Origin of the sequence: Rhizobium sp. SYY.PMSO (assembly GCF_046840415.1) — a bacterium.
GTDB lineage: Bacteria > Pseudomonadota > Alphaproteobacteria > Rhizobiales > Rhizobiaceae > Rhizobium.
The window spans coordinates 1,626,967-1,642,550 of record NZ_CP177349.1 but is presented as its reverse complement, the minus strand read 5'-3'; the positions used below and the strand labels follow the sequence as shown (position 1 = coordinate 1,642,550).

The 15,584-nt window shown below is 61.5% G+C and carries 11 protein-coding genes and 1 riboswitch; of the genes, 6 read left to right on the top strand and 5 right to left on the bottom strand.

Translation table 11 applies throughout. The features are described from left to right. Positions 1–117: 117 nt before the first annotated feature. The 4 genes from ACJJVH_RS07945 to ACJJVH_RS07930 form a co-directional block, all read right to left on the bottom strand. Positions 118–1,170 (bottom strand): quaternary amine ABC transporter ATP-binding protein, encoded by a 1,053-nt coding sequence (locus tag ACJJVH_RS07945; RefSeq protein ID WP_112797782.1) that lies wholly within the window; start codon positions 1,168–1,170, stop codon positions 118–120. After that, positions 1,163–2,074, bottom strand: a complete 912-nt coding sequence (locus tag ACJJVH_RS07940) for an ABC transporter permease (RefSeq protein WP_112797780.1) — start codon at positions 2,072–2,074, stop codon at positions 1,163–1,165. Before ACJJVH_RS07940 ends, ACJJVH_RS07945 begins: the two co-directional genes overlap by 8 nt. A gap of 248 nt (positions 2,075–2,322) precedes the next feature. Further along, entirely contained in the window at positions 2,323–3,321 is a 999-nt protein-coding gene (locus tag ACJJVH_RS07935) for an ABC transporter substrate-binding protein (protein ID WP_113356727.1), read from the bottom strand. Between the two features lie 819 nt (positions 3,322–4,140). Beyond that, positions 4,141–4,284, bottom strand: coding sequence for a hypothetical protein (locus ACJJVH_RS07930; RefSeq protein ID WP_412065040.1), 144 nt, complete (start codon positions 4,282–4,284; stop codon positions 4,141–4,143). 235 nt (positions 4,285–4,519) lie between these two features. On the opposite strand from ACJJVH_RS07930, the gene ACJJVH_RS07925 reads away from it, so the two are divergent. Next, positions 4,520–5,974 (top strand): cobyric acid synthase, encoded by a 1,455-nt coding sequence (locus ACJJVH_RS07925; protein WP_412065039.1) that lies wholly within the window; start codon positions 4,520–4,522, stop codon positions 5,972–5,974. 46 nt (positions 5,975–6,020) lie between these two features. On the opposite strand, the gene ACJJVH_RS07920 is transcribed toward ACJJVH_RS07925, so the two are convergent. Next, a complete protein-coding gene (locus ACJJVH_RS07920; RefSeq protein WP_112797774.1) occupies positions 6,021–7,817 on the bottom strand; it encodes a chloride channel protein in 1,797 nt (598 codons plus the stop codon). A gap of 181 nt (positions 7,818–7,998) precedes the next feature. After that, positions 7,999–8,396: riboswitch (cobalamin riboswitch) on the top strand. Between the two features lie 141 nt (positions 8,397–8,537). Here ACJJVH_RS07920 and cobU point away from each other — a divergent pair. The 5 genes from cobU (at position 8,538) to cobO (ending at position 15,571) form a co-directional block, all read left to right on the top strand. After that, positions 8,538–9,062: a bifunctional adenosylcobinamide kinase/adenosylcobinamide-phosphate guanylyltransferase gene (gene cobU / locus ACJJVH_RS07915; protein ID WP_113434835.1), complete on the top strand. Its 525-nt coding sequence runs from the start codon at positions 8,538–8,540 to the stop codon at positions 9,060–9,062. A gap of 5 nt (positions 9,063–9,067) precedes the next feature. Then, positions 9,068–10,117 (top strand): cobalamin biosynthesis protein CobW, encoded by a 1,050-nt coding sequence (gene cobW / locus ACJJVH_RS07910; RefSeq protein ID WP_112797770.1) that lies wholly within the window; start codon positions 9,068–9,070, stop codon positions 10,115–10,117. 236 nt (positions 10,118–10,353) lie between these two features. After that, on the top strand, positions 10,354–14,334 hold the full coding sequence (cobN, locus tag ACJJVH_RS07905) for a cobaltochelatase subunit CobN (RefSeq protein ID WP_412065038.1): 3,981 nt from the start codon (positions 10,354–10,356) through the stop codon (positions 14,332–14,334). Continuing rightward, a complete protein-coding gene (locus ACJJVH_RS07900) occupies positions 14,331–14,930 on the top strand; it encodes a dimethylsulfonioproprionate lyase family protein (protein WP_412065037.1) in 600 nt (199 codons plus the stop codon). The genes cobN and ACJJVH_RS07900 overlap by 4 nt, the downstream gene beginning before the upstream one ends. Continuing rightward, the gene (cobO, locus tag ACJJVH_RS07895) at positions 14,927–15,571 is read left to right on the top strand and encodes a cob(I)yrinic acid a,c-diamide adenosyltransferase (RefSeq protein WP_112797764.1); all 645 of its coding nucleotides are present in this window, start codon (positions 14,927–14,929) and stop codon (positions 15,569–15,571) included. The genes ACJJVH_RS07900 and cobO overlap by 4 nt, the downstream gene beginning before the upstream one ends. The last annotated feature ends 13 nt before the right edge of the window (positions 15,572–15,584 follow it).

The window sequence follows — 15,584 nt, the reverse complement described above, 5'->3', positions numbered from 1 at the left end:
GGAGGTCTCTCAACTACCGTGTAAAACTCGTCCAGTCCTCCACCGTAGGTGGAGGTTTATTCTTGATATAAAAAAGCGCCCTTGTGAAGGGCGCTTTCTCTTTGGAAGAGGCCGCATTCAGGCGGCAGCCATCTGTGCGGTCTCGTGCGTCGTCGGCGTGACCATGGCGGCAATGATGCTTTGCAGGTCTATGATGCCGATCGGCTTGCCGGCCGCATCGGTGACGATGGCACCGGTCTGACCCGCATCGGTTATCTGCTTGGCGGCGGCTTCCAGGGTCATGTCGCCGGGCACGCGCGCACCGGCCGGCTCTCCTGCAAACGGCTTCATGATCGTCTGTGCCTGGATGACGCGGCCGCGATTCACCTCCTTGACGAAGGCGGTGATATAATCGTCGGCCGGCTGAAGCACGATCTGCTGGCCGGTTCCCTGCTGCACGACCTTGCCGTCGCGCAGGATCGCGATCTTGTCGCCGAGACGCAGCGCCTCGTCGAGATCGTGGGTGATGAAGACGACCGTCTTCTTCAGTTCCTTCTGCAGATCGAGCAATACGGTCTGCATATCCACGCGGATCAGCGGATCGAGTGCCGAATAGGCTTCGTCCATCAACAGGATGTCGGCGTCGTTGGTGAGTGCGCGGGCAAGCCCGACGCGCTGCTGCATGCCGCCCGAAAGCTGGTTCGGATAGTGTCTTTCGAAGCCTTTGAGGCCGACGCGCTCGATCCAGTATTGACCTTTCTTCTCGCTTTCGGCGCGGGGCACGCCCTGGATATCCAGCCCGTAAATCGTGTTCTCTATCACCGTGCGGTGCGGCAGCAGGGCGAATTTCTGGAACACCATCGCCGTCTTGTGGCGGCGGAATTCGCGCAGGTCGTTTTCGCTCATCTTGCAGACGTCGACACCGTCGTAGAGGACTTCGCCGACGGTCGGTTCGATCAGCCGGTTGATGTGGCGGATGAGCGTCGACTTGCCGGAGCCGGAGAGGCCCATGACGACGGTGATGGCACCGGCCGGCATGTCGATGCTGATGTCCTGCAGACCGAGTACATGCCCGTGCGTTTCATTGAGCTCGGCCTTACCCATGCCGTTTTTGACCTGCTCGACATAGTCGCGTCCGCGGCGGCCAAAAATCTTGTAGAGGTTCTTTATCTGGATCGCGTGACTAGCCATGAATGACCTCCGAGTGCTTCTGGAGCCGTCTGCCATAGGCCTGGCTCGTCCGGTCGAAAATGATGGCGATGGCGACCAGCGCGAAACCGTTGAGGAAACCGACGGTAAAGAACTGGTTGTTGATCGCCTGCAGGGTGTTCTTGCCCAGTCCGCCGACGCCGACCATGGAGGCGACGACGACCATGGCGAGCGACATCATGATCGTCTGGTTGATGCCGGCCATGATGGTGGGCAGAGCAAGGGGAATCTGCACGTTGAACAGCTTCTGCCGATGCGACGACCCGAAGGCATCGGCGGCTTCGAGCACTTCCTTGTCCACCAGGCGGATGCCGAGATTTGTCAGGCGGATCATCGGAGGGACGGCGTAGATGACGACGGCGATCAGGCCGGGAACCTTCCCGATGCCGAAAATCACGACGACGGGAATAAGATAGACGAAGCTCGGCATCGTCTGCATCACATCGAGAATCGGATTGACGATCGACTGCATACGGTCGGAGCGCGCCATGAATATGCCGATCGGCAGGCCGATGATAATGGCGATGAGCGTACAGACCGTCACCATGGCGAGCGTTACCATCGTGTCGGTCCAGAGGCCGAAGACGCCGATGAGAAGCATGGAGATCGCGGTGCCGGCGACAATCTTCAGGTTGCGGCTGGCGGCATAGACGACGAGCATCATGGCTATCAGTATGATGAACCAGGGCGTATTGGTGAAAATCCATTCCAGGTAGTTCAGAAACCATTGCAGAGGCTGCACGATGGCGTCGATGAGGTTGCCGTAGGCGCGCACCGACGCCCTGAAGCCGTCGTCGATATTCTTGCGCGCAAGGCGTATGAGCGATTCATCTATTGCCGGAAAGTTGCAGAGCACATTCGGCAGGATCGTACACTGGATAGCCATGTATTTCCCCTTCTTAGTCCGGTTCTGTCCTGGTCCGGGCGTGTGGCCTTCACACTCGGATGGTCTAGCAGCACTGCGACCGGTTCTTCAGGCTGCCCCTGAATTCTTACTACATCCGCGCTCGCCGATCTGCACTCGTTGCGACCTTGCGCCGCGTCGCCCTGTCGGTATGAGCGTCATCTCCCTTGCGGCTTGCGAATGTGAAATCGGCGGCGGGCACAGGCCCGCCGCCGATTCCGCAGCATGGATTAGAGCGAAGCCTTGACCTTGGTGGCAACGTCCGGAGAAACCCACTTGGTCCACATGTCGGGGTAGGTCTTGAGGAAGTACTTGGCGCCGTCCTCGTTGGTGCCCTGATTGTCGGTCATCCAGGCGAGAACCTTGCCGACGGTCGCGTTATCCCACTTGCGGGTCTTCATATAGTCCATGGCGATGCCGGCCTTGTCGGCGAAGGCCTTGGTCACGACGGTATAGACGTCCGAAACCGGATAGGAGTTCACCTTCGGGTTGGCGCAATCCTGAATCGCGGTGCAGGCGTCCCATTCCTTCTTGTCGTGGGGCACGTCGAAGCTCAGGCGAACCATGTCGTATTTGCCGAGGATGGCGGTCGGCGCCCAGTAGTAGCCGAGCCAGCCGATCTTCTTTTCGAAGGCGTTGGCGATGGAACCGTCGAGGCCGGCGGCGGAACCGGTATCGACCAGCGTGAAGCCGAGCTTGTCTGCGCCGAGGGCCTTGTACAGGTTGGTCGTGGAGATCTGGCAGTTCCAGCCCGCCGGGCAGTCATAGACAGCGCCCTTGGACGGATCCTCGGGGGCCGGGAAGAGCTCTGGATGCTTCAGCGCGTCCTGAACGGTCTTGATGTCGGGATGGGCGTCGGCGAGGTATTTCGGAATCCACCAGCCTTCGACGCCGCCGTCGCTCAGAAGCGGCGCGGCCTCGATCAGACGGCCTTCGGATACGGCCTTGTCGAGCGCGGTGCGCACGGCGTTGACCCAGAGTTCCGGCGCGACGTCCGGCTCGCCCTTTTCGTCCATGGAGGTGAATGTCGGCTGCGTGTCGCCCGTCACCAGGGTAACGTTGCAGCCGTAGCCATTCTGCAGAATGATCTTGTCGACCTGGGCGGCCACGCCTGCGGATGCCCAGTTCATTTCAGCAATCGATACGTTGCCGCAATCCGCAGCATGCGCCGAGCCAGCCAATGCATAGGCGCCGAAGGCGAAGATGGCTGAAGCGAGAAGCTTCTTCATTTGATATCGTCTCCCAATTTTTCGTTACGTTGTGGAAATCGACTCCCAATGTTTTCGATGTTTGCCGATCCCAGTCAGCGTGGTCCAACCACAACCGTTTAACGCCGCTGACGACGCCGGTACGGTCCCCTTTGCTGCTGTCGTGCACTTGGTCTTTTTGCGACCGCGGAATCTTGTCCCGGCCGGATGTTCTCTGCATCGACGACGGGCAGCCTAAGGATTTGAATGAAGAAATCAACAGCCCGGCGGCCGGCTGGAGTTATCGTGCCTCTTGGAGAAGCCGATATAAGCGCCTGAATTAGCCTATTTTCTGCTATTCACGGCTGCAAAATGGGCAAGCCGCGGCTTCGATCGAGCTTTTGGATACCGGCGAAGTCACATGCGGCCGAAATCCCGCGTCCCTGAAAGACGTTTTTTGTTTCATTTGCGTCGTTTGCGATTTCTCAACGCAAAGAGGAAAATTTTCAAAAAATTTTCGGATTCACTCTAATTTAAGCACTTAATAACCCTCCGGTAACGATGTCGGTTTATCAATCGACGCGTGGCGGGGGACATACCGCTGCTTCCCTGGATCAGGTAGTGCGTACCGGGGAAAGCGAACCTTGCGGTGTACGTGCAGGGAAGCCGGCGTTTTTGGCAAACCGCGTCGATCTCGGGATCGCGCGGTTTTCGCATTTAAAGGGTCCCGTTTCGAAACGATCCGGGGCCGGCGCGGCACGCAGGCTCAAATTTTCAATTTTCGATGGGCATCCAGAATAAAGCCGCCGGCGCTGTCGCGTGGCGGCTTCTCATGTATCGGACGGGTGGCTTGACGCGATCTCAGCCGGCATTATACGTGCGGATGAAGCCGATCATGCCGAAGCGTGTGTCCAGCTGCTGCAGGCGGCTCTCGGGACGATACGTCGGAACCTTGCCGTTCCAGGCGATCTGGATGGAATTCTGTCTGTTGAAGATGAAGAGCATTGGGGTATCCTCAGAGCCGGATCGGCCCGTTTCGTTGTATGTTTTCGCGCTGGAGATAATCCTCTTCCGCGGAACTAACAATGGACGGAATCGTCATCCGGTGTCGCAAATAGAGCATGATTGAAAGTGATGTATTTTTGTATCGTCACGGCCGTTTCCGGCGGTTGAAGATCGCGGCGAAATCAAGGCGAAGCTCCGCGTTTTCAGTGGCTGCAGCCTATCGAGGTGGTGGGGAATGACAAAGGCGATCATGCTGCAGGGGACCGGCTCCGATGTCGGAAAAACGGTATTGGTCGCCGGACTGTGCCGTCTGTTCGCCAACCGGGGCGTGCGCGTTCGTCCGTTCAAGCCGCAGAACATGTCCAACAATGCTGCCGTTGCCGAGGACGGGGGCGAGATTGGCCGGGCGCAATGGCTGCAGTCGCTGGCGGCGCGCGTGCCGTCGTCCGTGCATATGAACCCGGTGCTTTTGAAGCCGCAGTCGGAGACGGGTAGCCAGATTATCGTGCAGGGCAAGGTCTGGGGCCATGCCAAGGGACGGGATTATCAGGCACTCAAGCCGCAATTGCTCGGCGCGGTGCTGGAAAGCTTCGCCGCGATGCGCGCGGGAACCGATCTCGTCATCGTGGAGGGAGCTGGGTCCCCCGCCGAGATCAATCTGCGGCGGGGCGATATCGCCAATATGGGTTTTGCGACACGCGCCAACGTGCCCGTGGTGCTGGTCGGGGACATAGACCGCGGCGGCGTGATCGCGTCGCTGGTCGGCACCTATCATATCCTGCCGGAGGAAGACCGGCGGATGATCCGCGGCTACATCATCAACAAGTTTCGCGGCGATGTCTCGCTCTTCGGTGAGGGCATAGAGGCTGTCGGCGGCTTTACGGGCTGGCAGTGCCACGGCGTCGTGCCGTGGCTGAAGGCAGCGGCCCGCCTGCCGGCTGAGGATTCCGTCGTCCTGGAGCGGCTTGCGCGCGGCTCCACCGGTGCGTTGAAGGTTGCCGTGCCGGTGCTGTCGCGCATCGCCAATTTCGACGACCTAGATCCGTTGAGGGCGGAGCCCGACGTCGATCTCGTCTTCGTCCGGGCGGGCGAGCGCTTGCCGGCCGACGCAGGACTTGTGGTGCTGCCGGGCTCCAAGTCGACGATCGGTGATCTTCTCGATCTGCGCGGCCAGGGATGGGATCACGACATCGCCGCGCATGTGCGCAGGGGCGGCCGTGTCATCGGCATCTGCGGCGGCTACCAGATGCTCGGCCGCATGGTCCACGATCCACTCGGCATCGAGGGATCGCTCACCGAGACGCCCGGATTGGGTCTTCTGGACATCGAGACGGAGATGGCGCCGGAAAAGACGGTGCGCAACAGCCTTGCCGTATCGAAGGAATATGACGTGCCGCTCTCCGGCTACGAGATCCATCTCGGCGTGACGCGCGGCGCCGACTGCGAACGGCCCTCGACCGTCATCGACGGCCGCCCCGACGGAGCGGTGTCGCCGGACGGCCGCGTCATGGGCACATATCTGCACGGGCTGTTCGGCAGCGACGCCTATCGGGCAAGGCTGCTCGCAAGCTTTGGTCTGGCCGGCGAGCGCACGGACTACCGCGCCGGTGTCGACACGGCGCTGGACGACATCGCGGCCGAATTGGAAAGCGTGCTCGATCCGGCCTGGCTCGACAGCCTGGTCCGGTAAAGCGTGTCGACCAGGGATGCGCGGCGCTCTTGCGCAGCCGAGCCCTTCAGAGCTCGCCCGAGACTTCGCGGCGTCGACGGTCGAGTTCTTCGCTGTAGCGGCGCAGCGTATAGCTTTCCGTCAGCAGGCCGATCACCTTGCGCTCGATCAGGTCGTTGACCACGACGAGCGCTTCGCTTTTGGTCTGGTCGAACATGGCGGCGGCCTGCTTGGCGTTCATCTGCGGCTGCAGGAATTCATTGCGATGCCGGATGAAGTCGGAAAGTCCGTGTTCCTCGTCGTCCTTTTCCACGGGGCTCGCGTAGATGTCTGGCACGAGAACCATTCCGGAATATTTCTCGTTCTGATCGACCAGGATGACGCGCTGGGCCGAGCCGATCGGAAAGTTCCGGCGAAACTCCTCGATGCTCATGCCGACGCTTGCAGTGTGCACGTCGGGGCGCATCATGCGGGCGACGGTAAGGCTGCGGATCCAGCCGACGTCGTGGGCGCTGCGGATGCTTTCCCCGCGCAGATGGAAGCGCCATGTGGCGAAGGAGTAGCCGAAGGTCGTGCGGACCACGAGCGACGAGGTGATGACGGCCGCCAGCACCAGCGCCGTGATCGGAAAGTCGCCGGTGATTTCGAGCGCCAGGAACGTCATGGTCAGCGGGCCGCCGATGATGGCGACGGCCAGCGAACTCATGCCGACCACGGCATAGACGACCGGTGTCAGCGTGGCGTGATCGAGATACGGGGCGCAATAGGCGAAGATCTTGCCGAGCAGCGCGCCCATGAACAACGACGCGAAGAACAGGCCGCCCCTGAAGCCGGAGCCGATCGATACCGCGGAGGCCAGCGATTTCAGAATGAAGAGGCCGACCAGCGCCCCCAGCGTTGCATTTGTCGACAGGTTGAGATGCAGCGCGCCGTGACCCGCGGACAGAACCTGCGGCGAAATCAGCGCCAGCATCCCGACGACGAGGCCGCCCAGCGCGGGACGGAAGGCCGGTGCGATCGAACTCTTGCGTGCGAGCTCTTCGACCCAGGCGACGCCCTGCATGATCAGGATGCCGATGCCGGCACAGAAGGCGCCGAGCAGGACGGCCGGAAGATAGTCCGCCGGAACGATCGCGCCGAAATGATCGATGTCGATGGCGAAATCGTCGCCGGCGAGCAACCTTGCGATCATCGTCGATATCAGTGCCGAAACGACGACCGGCGTCAGGGTCAGGATGGAATAGCTGCCGATAATGAGCTCGAAGGCATAGAAGGCGCCGGTGAGCGGTGCGTTGAATGCGGCGGCAATGGCGCCGGCTGCGCCGCAGCCGACGAGCATGCGCAGGTCCGCCCGGCGCATCTGCATCTTGTAGCCGAACTTCGAGGCGATGCCGGCGGCAAGCTGCGTATAGCCTGCCTCGAGCCCGACCGAGGCGCCGAATCCGTTCGAAATCAGGTTTTGCACGGCGACCAGCATGCTGTCGGTGAGCGACATGCGGCCGCCATGCAGCGCGTTGGCTTCGATCGGGTCGACCATCGGCTTCTTGCGCGTGCGCGACAATATATAGAGCAGGATGCCGAGGATGATGCCGCCCGCTATGGGCGCTATCAGCAGCACGGATTTGTCGGGAATCGCCACCGCCGCCGAGCTCAGGCGTTCGTAGTCAGTGATGCCGTAGATGATGCTGTGGAGCTTGCGCGAGATGAAGCTCATCGTGGTCACGGCGCAACCGGAGGCTACCCCCACCAGCGCGCCGGCGAAAACAAGTCCCAATTCGCCACGGCGCAGCAATGCTCTGAACCGACCGAGGTCGAATAGGGCCGAGAAGACGCCGAGGCGGCGCGGTTGGAATTTCTGCAACATGGGAAACGGACGATACGTTTTTACTCGAATGTGAGGACTTATCCTCTATAAACTCCTAACATCAAAGAAATACGGCAAAAAAGCCGCCGATTTTGCAGGAATATTTTGCCTGTTTCGCAATCAGGACGATGGGCGTCGCATCCATGCCCTTGATTGACTTGAAGGAAGTGAAAGCCTAATCATTGCCGGCATAACGAATGGTTCCCGAGCGGCGATCTGCCGCATGGGATGAAAAGGGAATGTGAAGGGACGGACCCAATCCGGGCGTTCTCATCACAGCCGACCCCGCGACTGTAGAGCGGTCAGGGTCTTTCGTTCGGTTTGAATGGCATTCCGCCGGTGGTTCGCATGGGGCGAACGGGCGGGACGGCGTCAAGCCGGAAAAGCCACTGGCGGGGCATCATGATCAGCCGGGGCAGGACGCCTCTCATTCTACGAATCGTCCGCCTTTTCATGATGCATTGCCGGGAAGGCGAGGAAGATCCGCTGGCGCACGTCGGGGGCGACCGGTTTCGGTTCGCCCCCGTCGCGGCGCTTTATCCGCGAGCCAGGAGACCTGCCACGCGTGCCGGGCGCAGAGCCTGTTCCAGGAACGTGAGTTCCGCTGCCAGCACGGAGGTTGTCATGGCACAAGACGAGTTTTCGGCGGGGAGGCGCCTGTTTTTCGGTTTCAGCTCCGCGCTGCCGGCCTGCGCAGTTGCGCGGGAGCGGGAATAGCGCATGTCCTCTTTGACTTCCCGGGCTGTTTTCGTCCTCGGCGGGGCGCGTTCCGGCAAATCCGGATTCGCCGAATCCCTCATTTCGGATAGCGGTCTCGAACGCCATTATGTGGCGACCGGGCAGGCGTGGGACGATGAGATGCGCGAGCGCATCGCGCAGCACCGCGCCGACCGCGGCGAACTATGGCAGACGCATGAGGAGCCGCTGGATATCGTGTCGCGACTGACCGCGATCGATGCCGAAGGGCGCGCCGTGCTGGTGGACTGCCTGACGCTCTGGGTGACCAATCTGATGATGGCGGAACGGAATATGGCGGCGGAGTTTGCCGCCTTGACCGCCTTTCTGCCGACGGCGCGATCGCGGCTCGTTCTCGTATCCAACGAAGTCGGCCTCGGAATCGTGCCGGAAAATCGCATGGCGCGCGAGTTTCGCGATCATGCCGGCCGCCTGCACCAGATGGTCGCGGCGGCGAGTGCCGAAGTTTATTTTATCGCAGCGGGCTTGCCGCTGAAAATGAAGGGTTGATCCACATGAACCAGGAAAAGATTCCCGCCACCGTCATTACCGGCTTCCTGGGAGCCGGCAAGACGACGATGATCCGCAACCTCCTGCAGAATGCCGGCGGCAAGAAGATCGCGCTGATCATTAACGAGTTCGGCGATCTCGGCGTCGATGGCGACGTGCTCAAAGGCTGCGGCGCGGAGAACTGCACCGAGGACGATATCATCGAGCTGACCAACGGCTGCATCTGCTGCACCGTCGCCGACGATTTCATTCCGACCATGACGAAGCTTCTGGAGCGCGATGCCCGTCCGGATCATATCGTCATCGAAACGTCGGGCCTTGCGCTGCCGCAGCCGCTGGTCGCCGCCTTCAACTGGCCCGATATCCGCACGCACGTTACCGTCGATGGCGTCATCACCGTGGTCGACAGCGCGGCCGTTGCCGCCGGCCGCTTTGCCGACGATCACGACGCCGTGGAGGCTCGCCGCGTCGAGGACGATTCGCTCGACCATGAAAGCCCGATCGAGGAACTGTTCGAGGATCAGCTGACCTGCGCCGATCTGATCGTGCTCAACAAGACCGACCTGATCGATGTCGACGGTCTCGGCCGCGTCCGCGCCGAGGTCGCCTCACGTACCGCCCGCAAGCCGACGATCATCGAAGCGAAGAACGGCGATGTTCCTGCCGCCGTCCTGCTTGGCCTCGGCATCGGCACGGAAGGCGATATCGTCAATCGCAAGTCGCATCACGAGCTCGAGCATGAAGACGGCACGCCGCACGATCACGACGAATTCGACAGCTTCGTCGTCGAGCTCGGCCCGGTTGCCGACCCGGCAGCCTTCGTCGAGGCGCTGAAGGGCGTGATCGCGGAACACGATGTCCTGCGCCTCAAGGGCTTTGTCGACGTGCCCGGCAAGCCAATGCGCCTACAGGTGCAGGCCGTCGGCAGCCGCATCGACACCTATTTCGATCGTGCCTGGACGCCGGGCGAAGCACGGGCGACCCGGCTCGTGGTGATCGGCCTGCATGAGATGGACGAGACGATCGTGCGCAAGGCAATCGAGGCGCTGGTCTGATCGATGCTGAGCCTTTGCCGTGCGATACCCCCCTCTGTCGCTTTCGCGTCATCTCCCCCACAGGGGGGGAGATTGGGAGCTCGTGGCTTCATCGTCCTCAAACAACTCACCTCTGAAGTTTCAGGAGGTTTGGGGAATGGAGCGTGTAAGGCATTGCTTGGAATGATCTCCTCCCCTGCGGGGGAGATGTCACGACGTGACAGAGGGGGGTATGCAGCTGCGTACTCTGAGGTCCAATGCACCTCCTTCTAGCTCAAAAAGGAACGATCAGCGACGGCGAGGAGGCAATCGACCTTGGCCAGTCGCCCGGCGATATCCTCTTTCTGTCTGCCGCCGATACCGAGCTTGCGGCTGTTGCCGCAGCGCACGGCGAAGGCGGCCGTTCCCTTCGGCTTGCGAGCCTGATGAGCCTAAAGCATCCGATGTCCGTCGATACCTATATCGACAGGACGGCCCGGCATGCGAAGCTCATCATCGTGCGGGCGCTCGGAGGAGCGAGCTATTTTCACTATGCACTGGAGGCGCTGCATGCCTGTGCGGCGCGTCAGGGGGCCTTGATTGCGGTGTTGCCGGGCGACTCGAAGCCCGATCCCGGATTGACCCCGTTTTCCAATGTCGTTCTCGACGATCTCAATGCGCTGTGGTCCTATCTGATCGAAGGCGGCGAGGCGAATTCCAGTGCATTCCTTGCCTATGCCGAGGCGATGCTCTCAGGCGCCGAGAAGCCGATGCCTGCCGTGCCCCTGATGAAGGCCGGCATATGGTGGCCGGGACGGGGCGTGATCGGTGTCGAGGAATGGCGGAGAGTTTCCAAAGCTTCGATGGTAGCGGAGGAGGGATTCAATCCCCCAACGGTCGCGATTTCCTTTTATCGCGCGCTGGTTCAAAGCGGTGAGACGAAGCCTGTCGAAGCCGTGATAGAGGCTCTTGTCGCCGAGGGTATGCGGCCGCTGCCGGTCTTTGCCTATAGTCTGAAAGATGCCGTGTCCGTCGGTATCCTCGAAAGCGTCTTTACCGAGTTGAAACCGGGTGTGGTCATCAATACCACCGGCTTTGCCGTTTCGGCACCGGGCGCGGACCGCCAGCCGACGGTGCTCGAAACGGGTGAAGCCGTCGTTCTCCAAGCGATCTTTTCGGCTTCGTCGAAAGAGGCCTGGGAGGCGTCCTCTCAGGGCCTTTCGGCGCGCGATCTCGGCATGAACGTGGCGCTGCCCGAAGTCGACGGGCGCGTTCTCGCCCGCGCCGTGTCGTTCAAGGCCGCCGCCCGCTATGACGAGCGGGTCGAGGCCAATATCGTCGCCAGTGAACCCAATGGGGATCGCATGCGCTACACGGCGCGGCTGGCTGCCAACTGGGCGCGGCTGCGCAATACGCCGCCCGGCGATCGCCGCGTCGCGCTTGTCATGGCGAACTATCCCAATCGGGATGGGCGCCTCGGCAATGGCGTCGGGCTCGATACGCCTGCCGGCACGATCGAGGTGCTGAAGGCGATGCAGGGGGCCGGCTATGGGGTTTCCGATCTGCCGGCCGATGGCGATGCGCTGATGCGGCATCTGGCGGAAGGCCCGACAAATTCGAGTCATGATGGCCGCGTCGTTCGCGAAATGCTTTCCTTCAGCGATTACAAGCATTTCTTTTCGTCTCTTCCGACGCAGATTCAGGATGAGATGACGGGTCGCTGGGGCGATCCTGAGGCGGACCCTTACGCGTTGAACGATGCCTTTGCCTTGCCGTTCGCCCGGTTCGGCGATGTGCTCGTCGGCATCCAGCCGGCGCGCGGCTACAATATCGATCCGAAGGAGAGCTACCATTCTCCCGATCTCGTACCGCCGCACGGTTATCTCGCCTTCTATGCCTTCCTGCGCCGCTCCTTCGATGCGCATGCGGTCATTCACATGGGCAAGCACGGCAATCTCGAATGGCTGCCGGGCAAGGCGCTGGCGCTGTCGGAGAGCTGCTATCCCGAAGCGATCCTCGGGCCGCTGCCGAACCTCTATCCGTTCATCGTCAACGATCCCGGCGAAGGCACGCAAGCCAAGCGCCGTACGAGTGCTGTCATCATCGACCACCTGACGCCGCCTCTGACTCGCGCCGAGAGCTATGGTCCATTGAAGGACCTTGAGGCATTGGTGGATGAATATTACGAGGCGTCCGGCGGCGATCCGCGCCGCATCCGCCTGCTACGCAAGCAGATCCTCGATCTCGTCGCCGATATCGGGCTGGATCAGGACGCCGGCATCGCCAAGGGGGAAGGCGAAGACGAGGCATTGCGCAAGCTCGACGCCTATCTCTGCGACCTCAAGGAAATGCAAATCCGCGATGGCCTGCATATCTTCGGCGTTTCGCCTTCCGGAAGGCTGCTGACGGATTTGACGGTGGCGCTGGCTCGCGTGCCGCGCGGGCTGGGCGAGGGCGGCGATCAGAGCCTGCAGCGGGCGATTGCGCGGGATGCTTTTGAGGGTGCGGAGGGTGCGATACCCCCCTCTGTCGCTCTCGCGACATCTCCCCCACAAGTGGGGAGATCGTTAACCCATGGCGCTCGCTCGTATCAAACTGATGTCGAGGCCGTTGGAACTATTGGTGATGGATCGGGAGAGCGGAGCGGCATACTCCCTTCAATCTCCCCCCTTGCGGGGGAGATGTCAGCAACGCTGACAGAGGGAGGTATCTCTCCGAGCAAACCATTCGACCCGCTGGACTGCGACATGGCTGCGGAATGGATTGGCCCGCGCCCCTCTATCCTCCAGGAGGTTGCCGAGGCGCCCTGGCGCACGCAAGGCGATACGGTCGAACGCATCGAATTGCTGGCTGCACAATTGGTCTCGGGTGAAATAACTTGCCCCGAGGGCTGGGCACATACACGCATCGTTCTGGGCGAGATAGCCTCAAAGCTTCAGCCATCTATCCTCGCCTGCGGCGATGCCGAAATTTCGGCTCTGCTCAAGGGCCTAGATGGCCGTTTCGTGCCGCCCGGTCCTTCCGGCGCGCCGACGCGCGGCCGGCCGGATGTTCTGCCGACGGGGCGGAATTTCTACTCGGTCGACAGCCGCGCCGTACCGACGCCGGCAGCTTACGAGCTTGGCCGGAAATCGGCCGAATTGCTGATCCGCCGCTATGTTCAGGATCACGGCGAATGGCCCGTTTCCTTCGGCCTGACAGCCTGGGGCACGTCGAACATGAGAACGGGCGGCGACGATGTCGCGCAGGCGCTGGCGCTGATCGGCGTCAAGCCTATCTGGGACATGACCTCGCGCCGCGTCACCGGATACGAGATCATCCCGCCGGCCATGCTGCGGCGGCCGCGAGTCGATGTCACGCTGCGCATCTCGGGCTTTTTCCGCGATGCTTTTCCCGAACAGATCGCCTTGTTCGACAAGGCGATCCGGGCCGTCGGCATGCTCGAAGAGGATGAGACGGATAATCCGATTGCGGCGCGTATGCGCGGCGAGATAGAGCGGCTGGAAGCAGCCGGCCTCGATACGGTCTCCGCCAGCCGCAGGGCCGGATACCGCATCTTCGGCTCCAAGCCCGGCGCTTACGGCGCCGGTCTGCAGGCTCTCATCGACGAAAAAGGCTGGGAGCGGCGCGCGGATCTGGCCGAGGCCTATCTCGTCTGGGGCAGCTATGTCTATGGCGCCGGCGAGGAGGGCAGGGCCGAGCGCGGCGTCTTTGAGGAAAGATTGCGTTCGATCCAGGCGGTCGTGCAGAATCAGGACAATCGCGAACACGACCTGCTCGACAGCGACGACTACTATCAGTTCGAGGGCGGCATGGCGGCGGCGGCCGAGCAGCTTGGCGGCGCGCGGCCGTCGATCTATCACAACGACCATTCCAGACCGGAAAAGCCTGTTATCCGTTCCCTCGAAGAGGAGATCGGACGGGTCGTGCGCGGGCGCGTCGTCAATCCCAAGTGGATCGAGGGTGTCATGCGCCATGGCTATAAGGGCGCTTTCGAGATCGCTGCGACGGTGGATTATCTCTTCGCCTTTGCGGCGACGACAGGTGCGGTGCGCAATCATCATTTCGAGGCCGTCTACCAAGCCTTCGTCGTTGACCAGCGTGTGCGGGACTTCATGGCGGAAAAGAACCCGGCTGCGTTTCGGGATCTGCGGGAGCGCCTGCTGGAGGCGGTCGACCGCAAGCTCTGGACGCCGAGAAGCAATTCGGCGCGGTTCGATCTGGAAAGCCTGGAAACGGGCAAGGAGACGGCGGCATGAGTGCGGTCGGCGAGCTTCTGGCAGCCTTTCGTGATTATCTCCTGTCGCGCAGCGATCCGGGACTGCACCATTTCATTGAGGGCTTTCGCTGGCCGATGGAAGAGCGAGCGCTCGCGCCGCACGATCTGCCTGTCGTTCGGTATCTTCATGAGCCTCGTCGACCGGGCAATGGAGCGGAAAGCGCCTTGCTCCACAGGCTTTCAGATGCCGCGAATGTGCTGCATTGGGCCCAGACCTACAGCATCACCGATTTCGGCGCCGATTTCCTGCAACGGTATGGCTGGATCGAGCTGTTCGGCACGCGCGGACATTTCGCTAGCGAAGATATGGCCGGCGGCTTCCTGTTGCTTGGGCCCGGCGTGCATTACCCGGACCATCATCACGAGGCCGAGGAGATCTATATCCCTCTGAGCGACGGCTCGCTGTGGAGCAAGGATGCCCAGCCTTTCCTGCCGCACTGGTCGGGCGAGATAATCCACCACCCCTCGAATATCCGCCACGCCATGCGGACGGACGATGAGCCGCTCGTCGCGCTCTACCTCTGGCGCGGTGGGCCGCTGGCACAGAAATCGATCATATCAGGGAGAATGCAATGAGCGACGAATTGGCCGAAACCGGTGCGGAAACCCCAAAGAGCGACGATGCCCGTCATGCCGACAAGATGGCCAAGAAGAAGGCCGCGCGCGACAAGATCATGGCGACCAAGAACGATGAGAAGGGCCTGATCATCGTCCACACCGGCAAGGGCAAGGGGAAATCCTCCTCCGCCTTCGGCATGATCTTCCGCCATATCGCGCATGGGAAGCCGAGCGCCGTCGTGCAGTTCATCAAGGGCGCCATGTGGACCGGCGAACGCGACCTGATCGAGAAGCATTTCTCCGACATTTGCCAGTTCCACACGATGGGCGAGGGCTTCACCTGGGAGACGCAGGATCGTGCTCGCGACGTGGCGGCGGCGTCTGCCGCCTGGGAAAAGGCGAAAGAGCTGATCCGTGACGAGCGGAACTCCATGGTGCTTCTGGACGAAATCAATATCGCACTTCGCTATGATTACCTCGATATCAACGACGTGGTCGAATTCCTCAAGAACGAGAAGCCGTATATGACCCATGTGGTCCTGACCGGCCGCAACGCCAAGGAAGAGCTGATCGAGATCGCCGATCTTGTGACAGAGATGGAATTGATCAAGCATCCCTTCCGCTCGGGCATCAAAGGGCAGCCCGGCGTGGAGTTCTGATCGCTCGCCGGGC

Coding starts and splice junctions, on each gene's coding strand:
- ACJJVH_RS07920 (WP_112797774.1), bottom strand. CDS start 7,817: ATGTTGCAGAAATTCCAACCGCGCCGCCTCGGCGTCTTCTCGGCCCTA.
- ACJJVH_RS07945 (WP_112797782.1), bottom strand. CDS start 1,170: ATGGCTAGTCACGCGATCCAGATAAAGAACCTCTACAAGATTTTTGGC.
- ACJJVH_RS07930 (WP_412065040.1), bottom strand. CDS start 4,284: ATGCTCTTCATCTTCAACAGACAGAATTCCATCCAGATCGCCTGGAAC.
- ACJJVH_RS07940 (WP_112797780.1), bottom strand. CDS start 2,074: ATGGCTATCCAGTGTACGATCCTGCCGAATGTGCTCTGCAACTTTCCG.
- cobU (WP_113434835.1), top strand. CDS start 8,538: ATGTCCTCTTTGACTTCCCGGGCTGTTTTCGTCCTCGGCGGGGCGCGT.
- ACJJVH_RS07935 (WP_113356727.1), bottom strand. CDS start 3,321: ATGAAGAAGCTTCTCGCTTCAGCCATCTTCGCCTTCGGCGCCTATGCA.
- ACJJVH_RS07925 (WP_412065039.1), top strand. CDS start 4,520: ATGACAAAGGCGATCATGCTGCAGGGGACCGGCTCCGATGTCGGAAAA.
- cobW (WP_112797770.1), top strand. CDS start 9,068: ATGAACCAGGAAAAGATTCCCGCCACCGTCATTACCGGCTTCCTGGGA.
- cobN (WP_412065038.1), top strand. CDS start 10,354: ATGCACCTCCTTCTAGCTCAAAAAGGAACGATCAGCGACGGCGAGGAG.
- cobO (WP_112797764.1), top strand. CDS start 14,927: ATGAGCGACGAATTGGCCGAAACCGGTGCGGAAACCCCAAAGAGCGAC.
- ACJJVH_RS07900 (WP_412065037.1), top strand. CDS start 14,331: ATGAGTGCGGTCGGCGAGCTTCTGGCAGCCTTTCGTGATTATCTCCTG.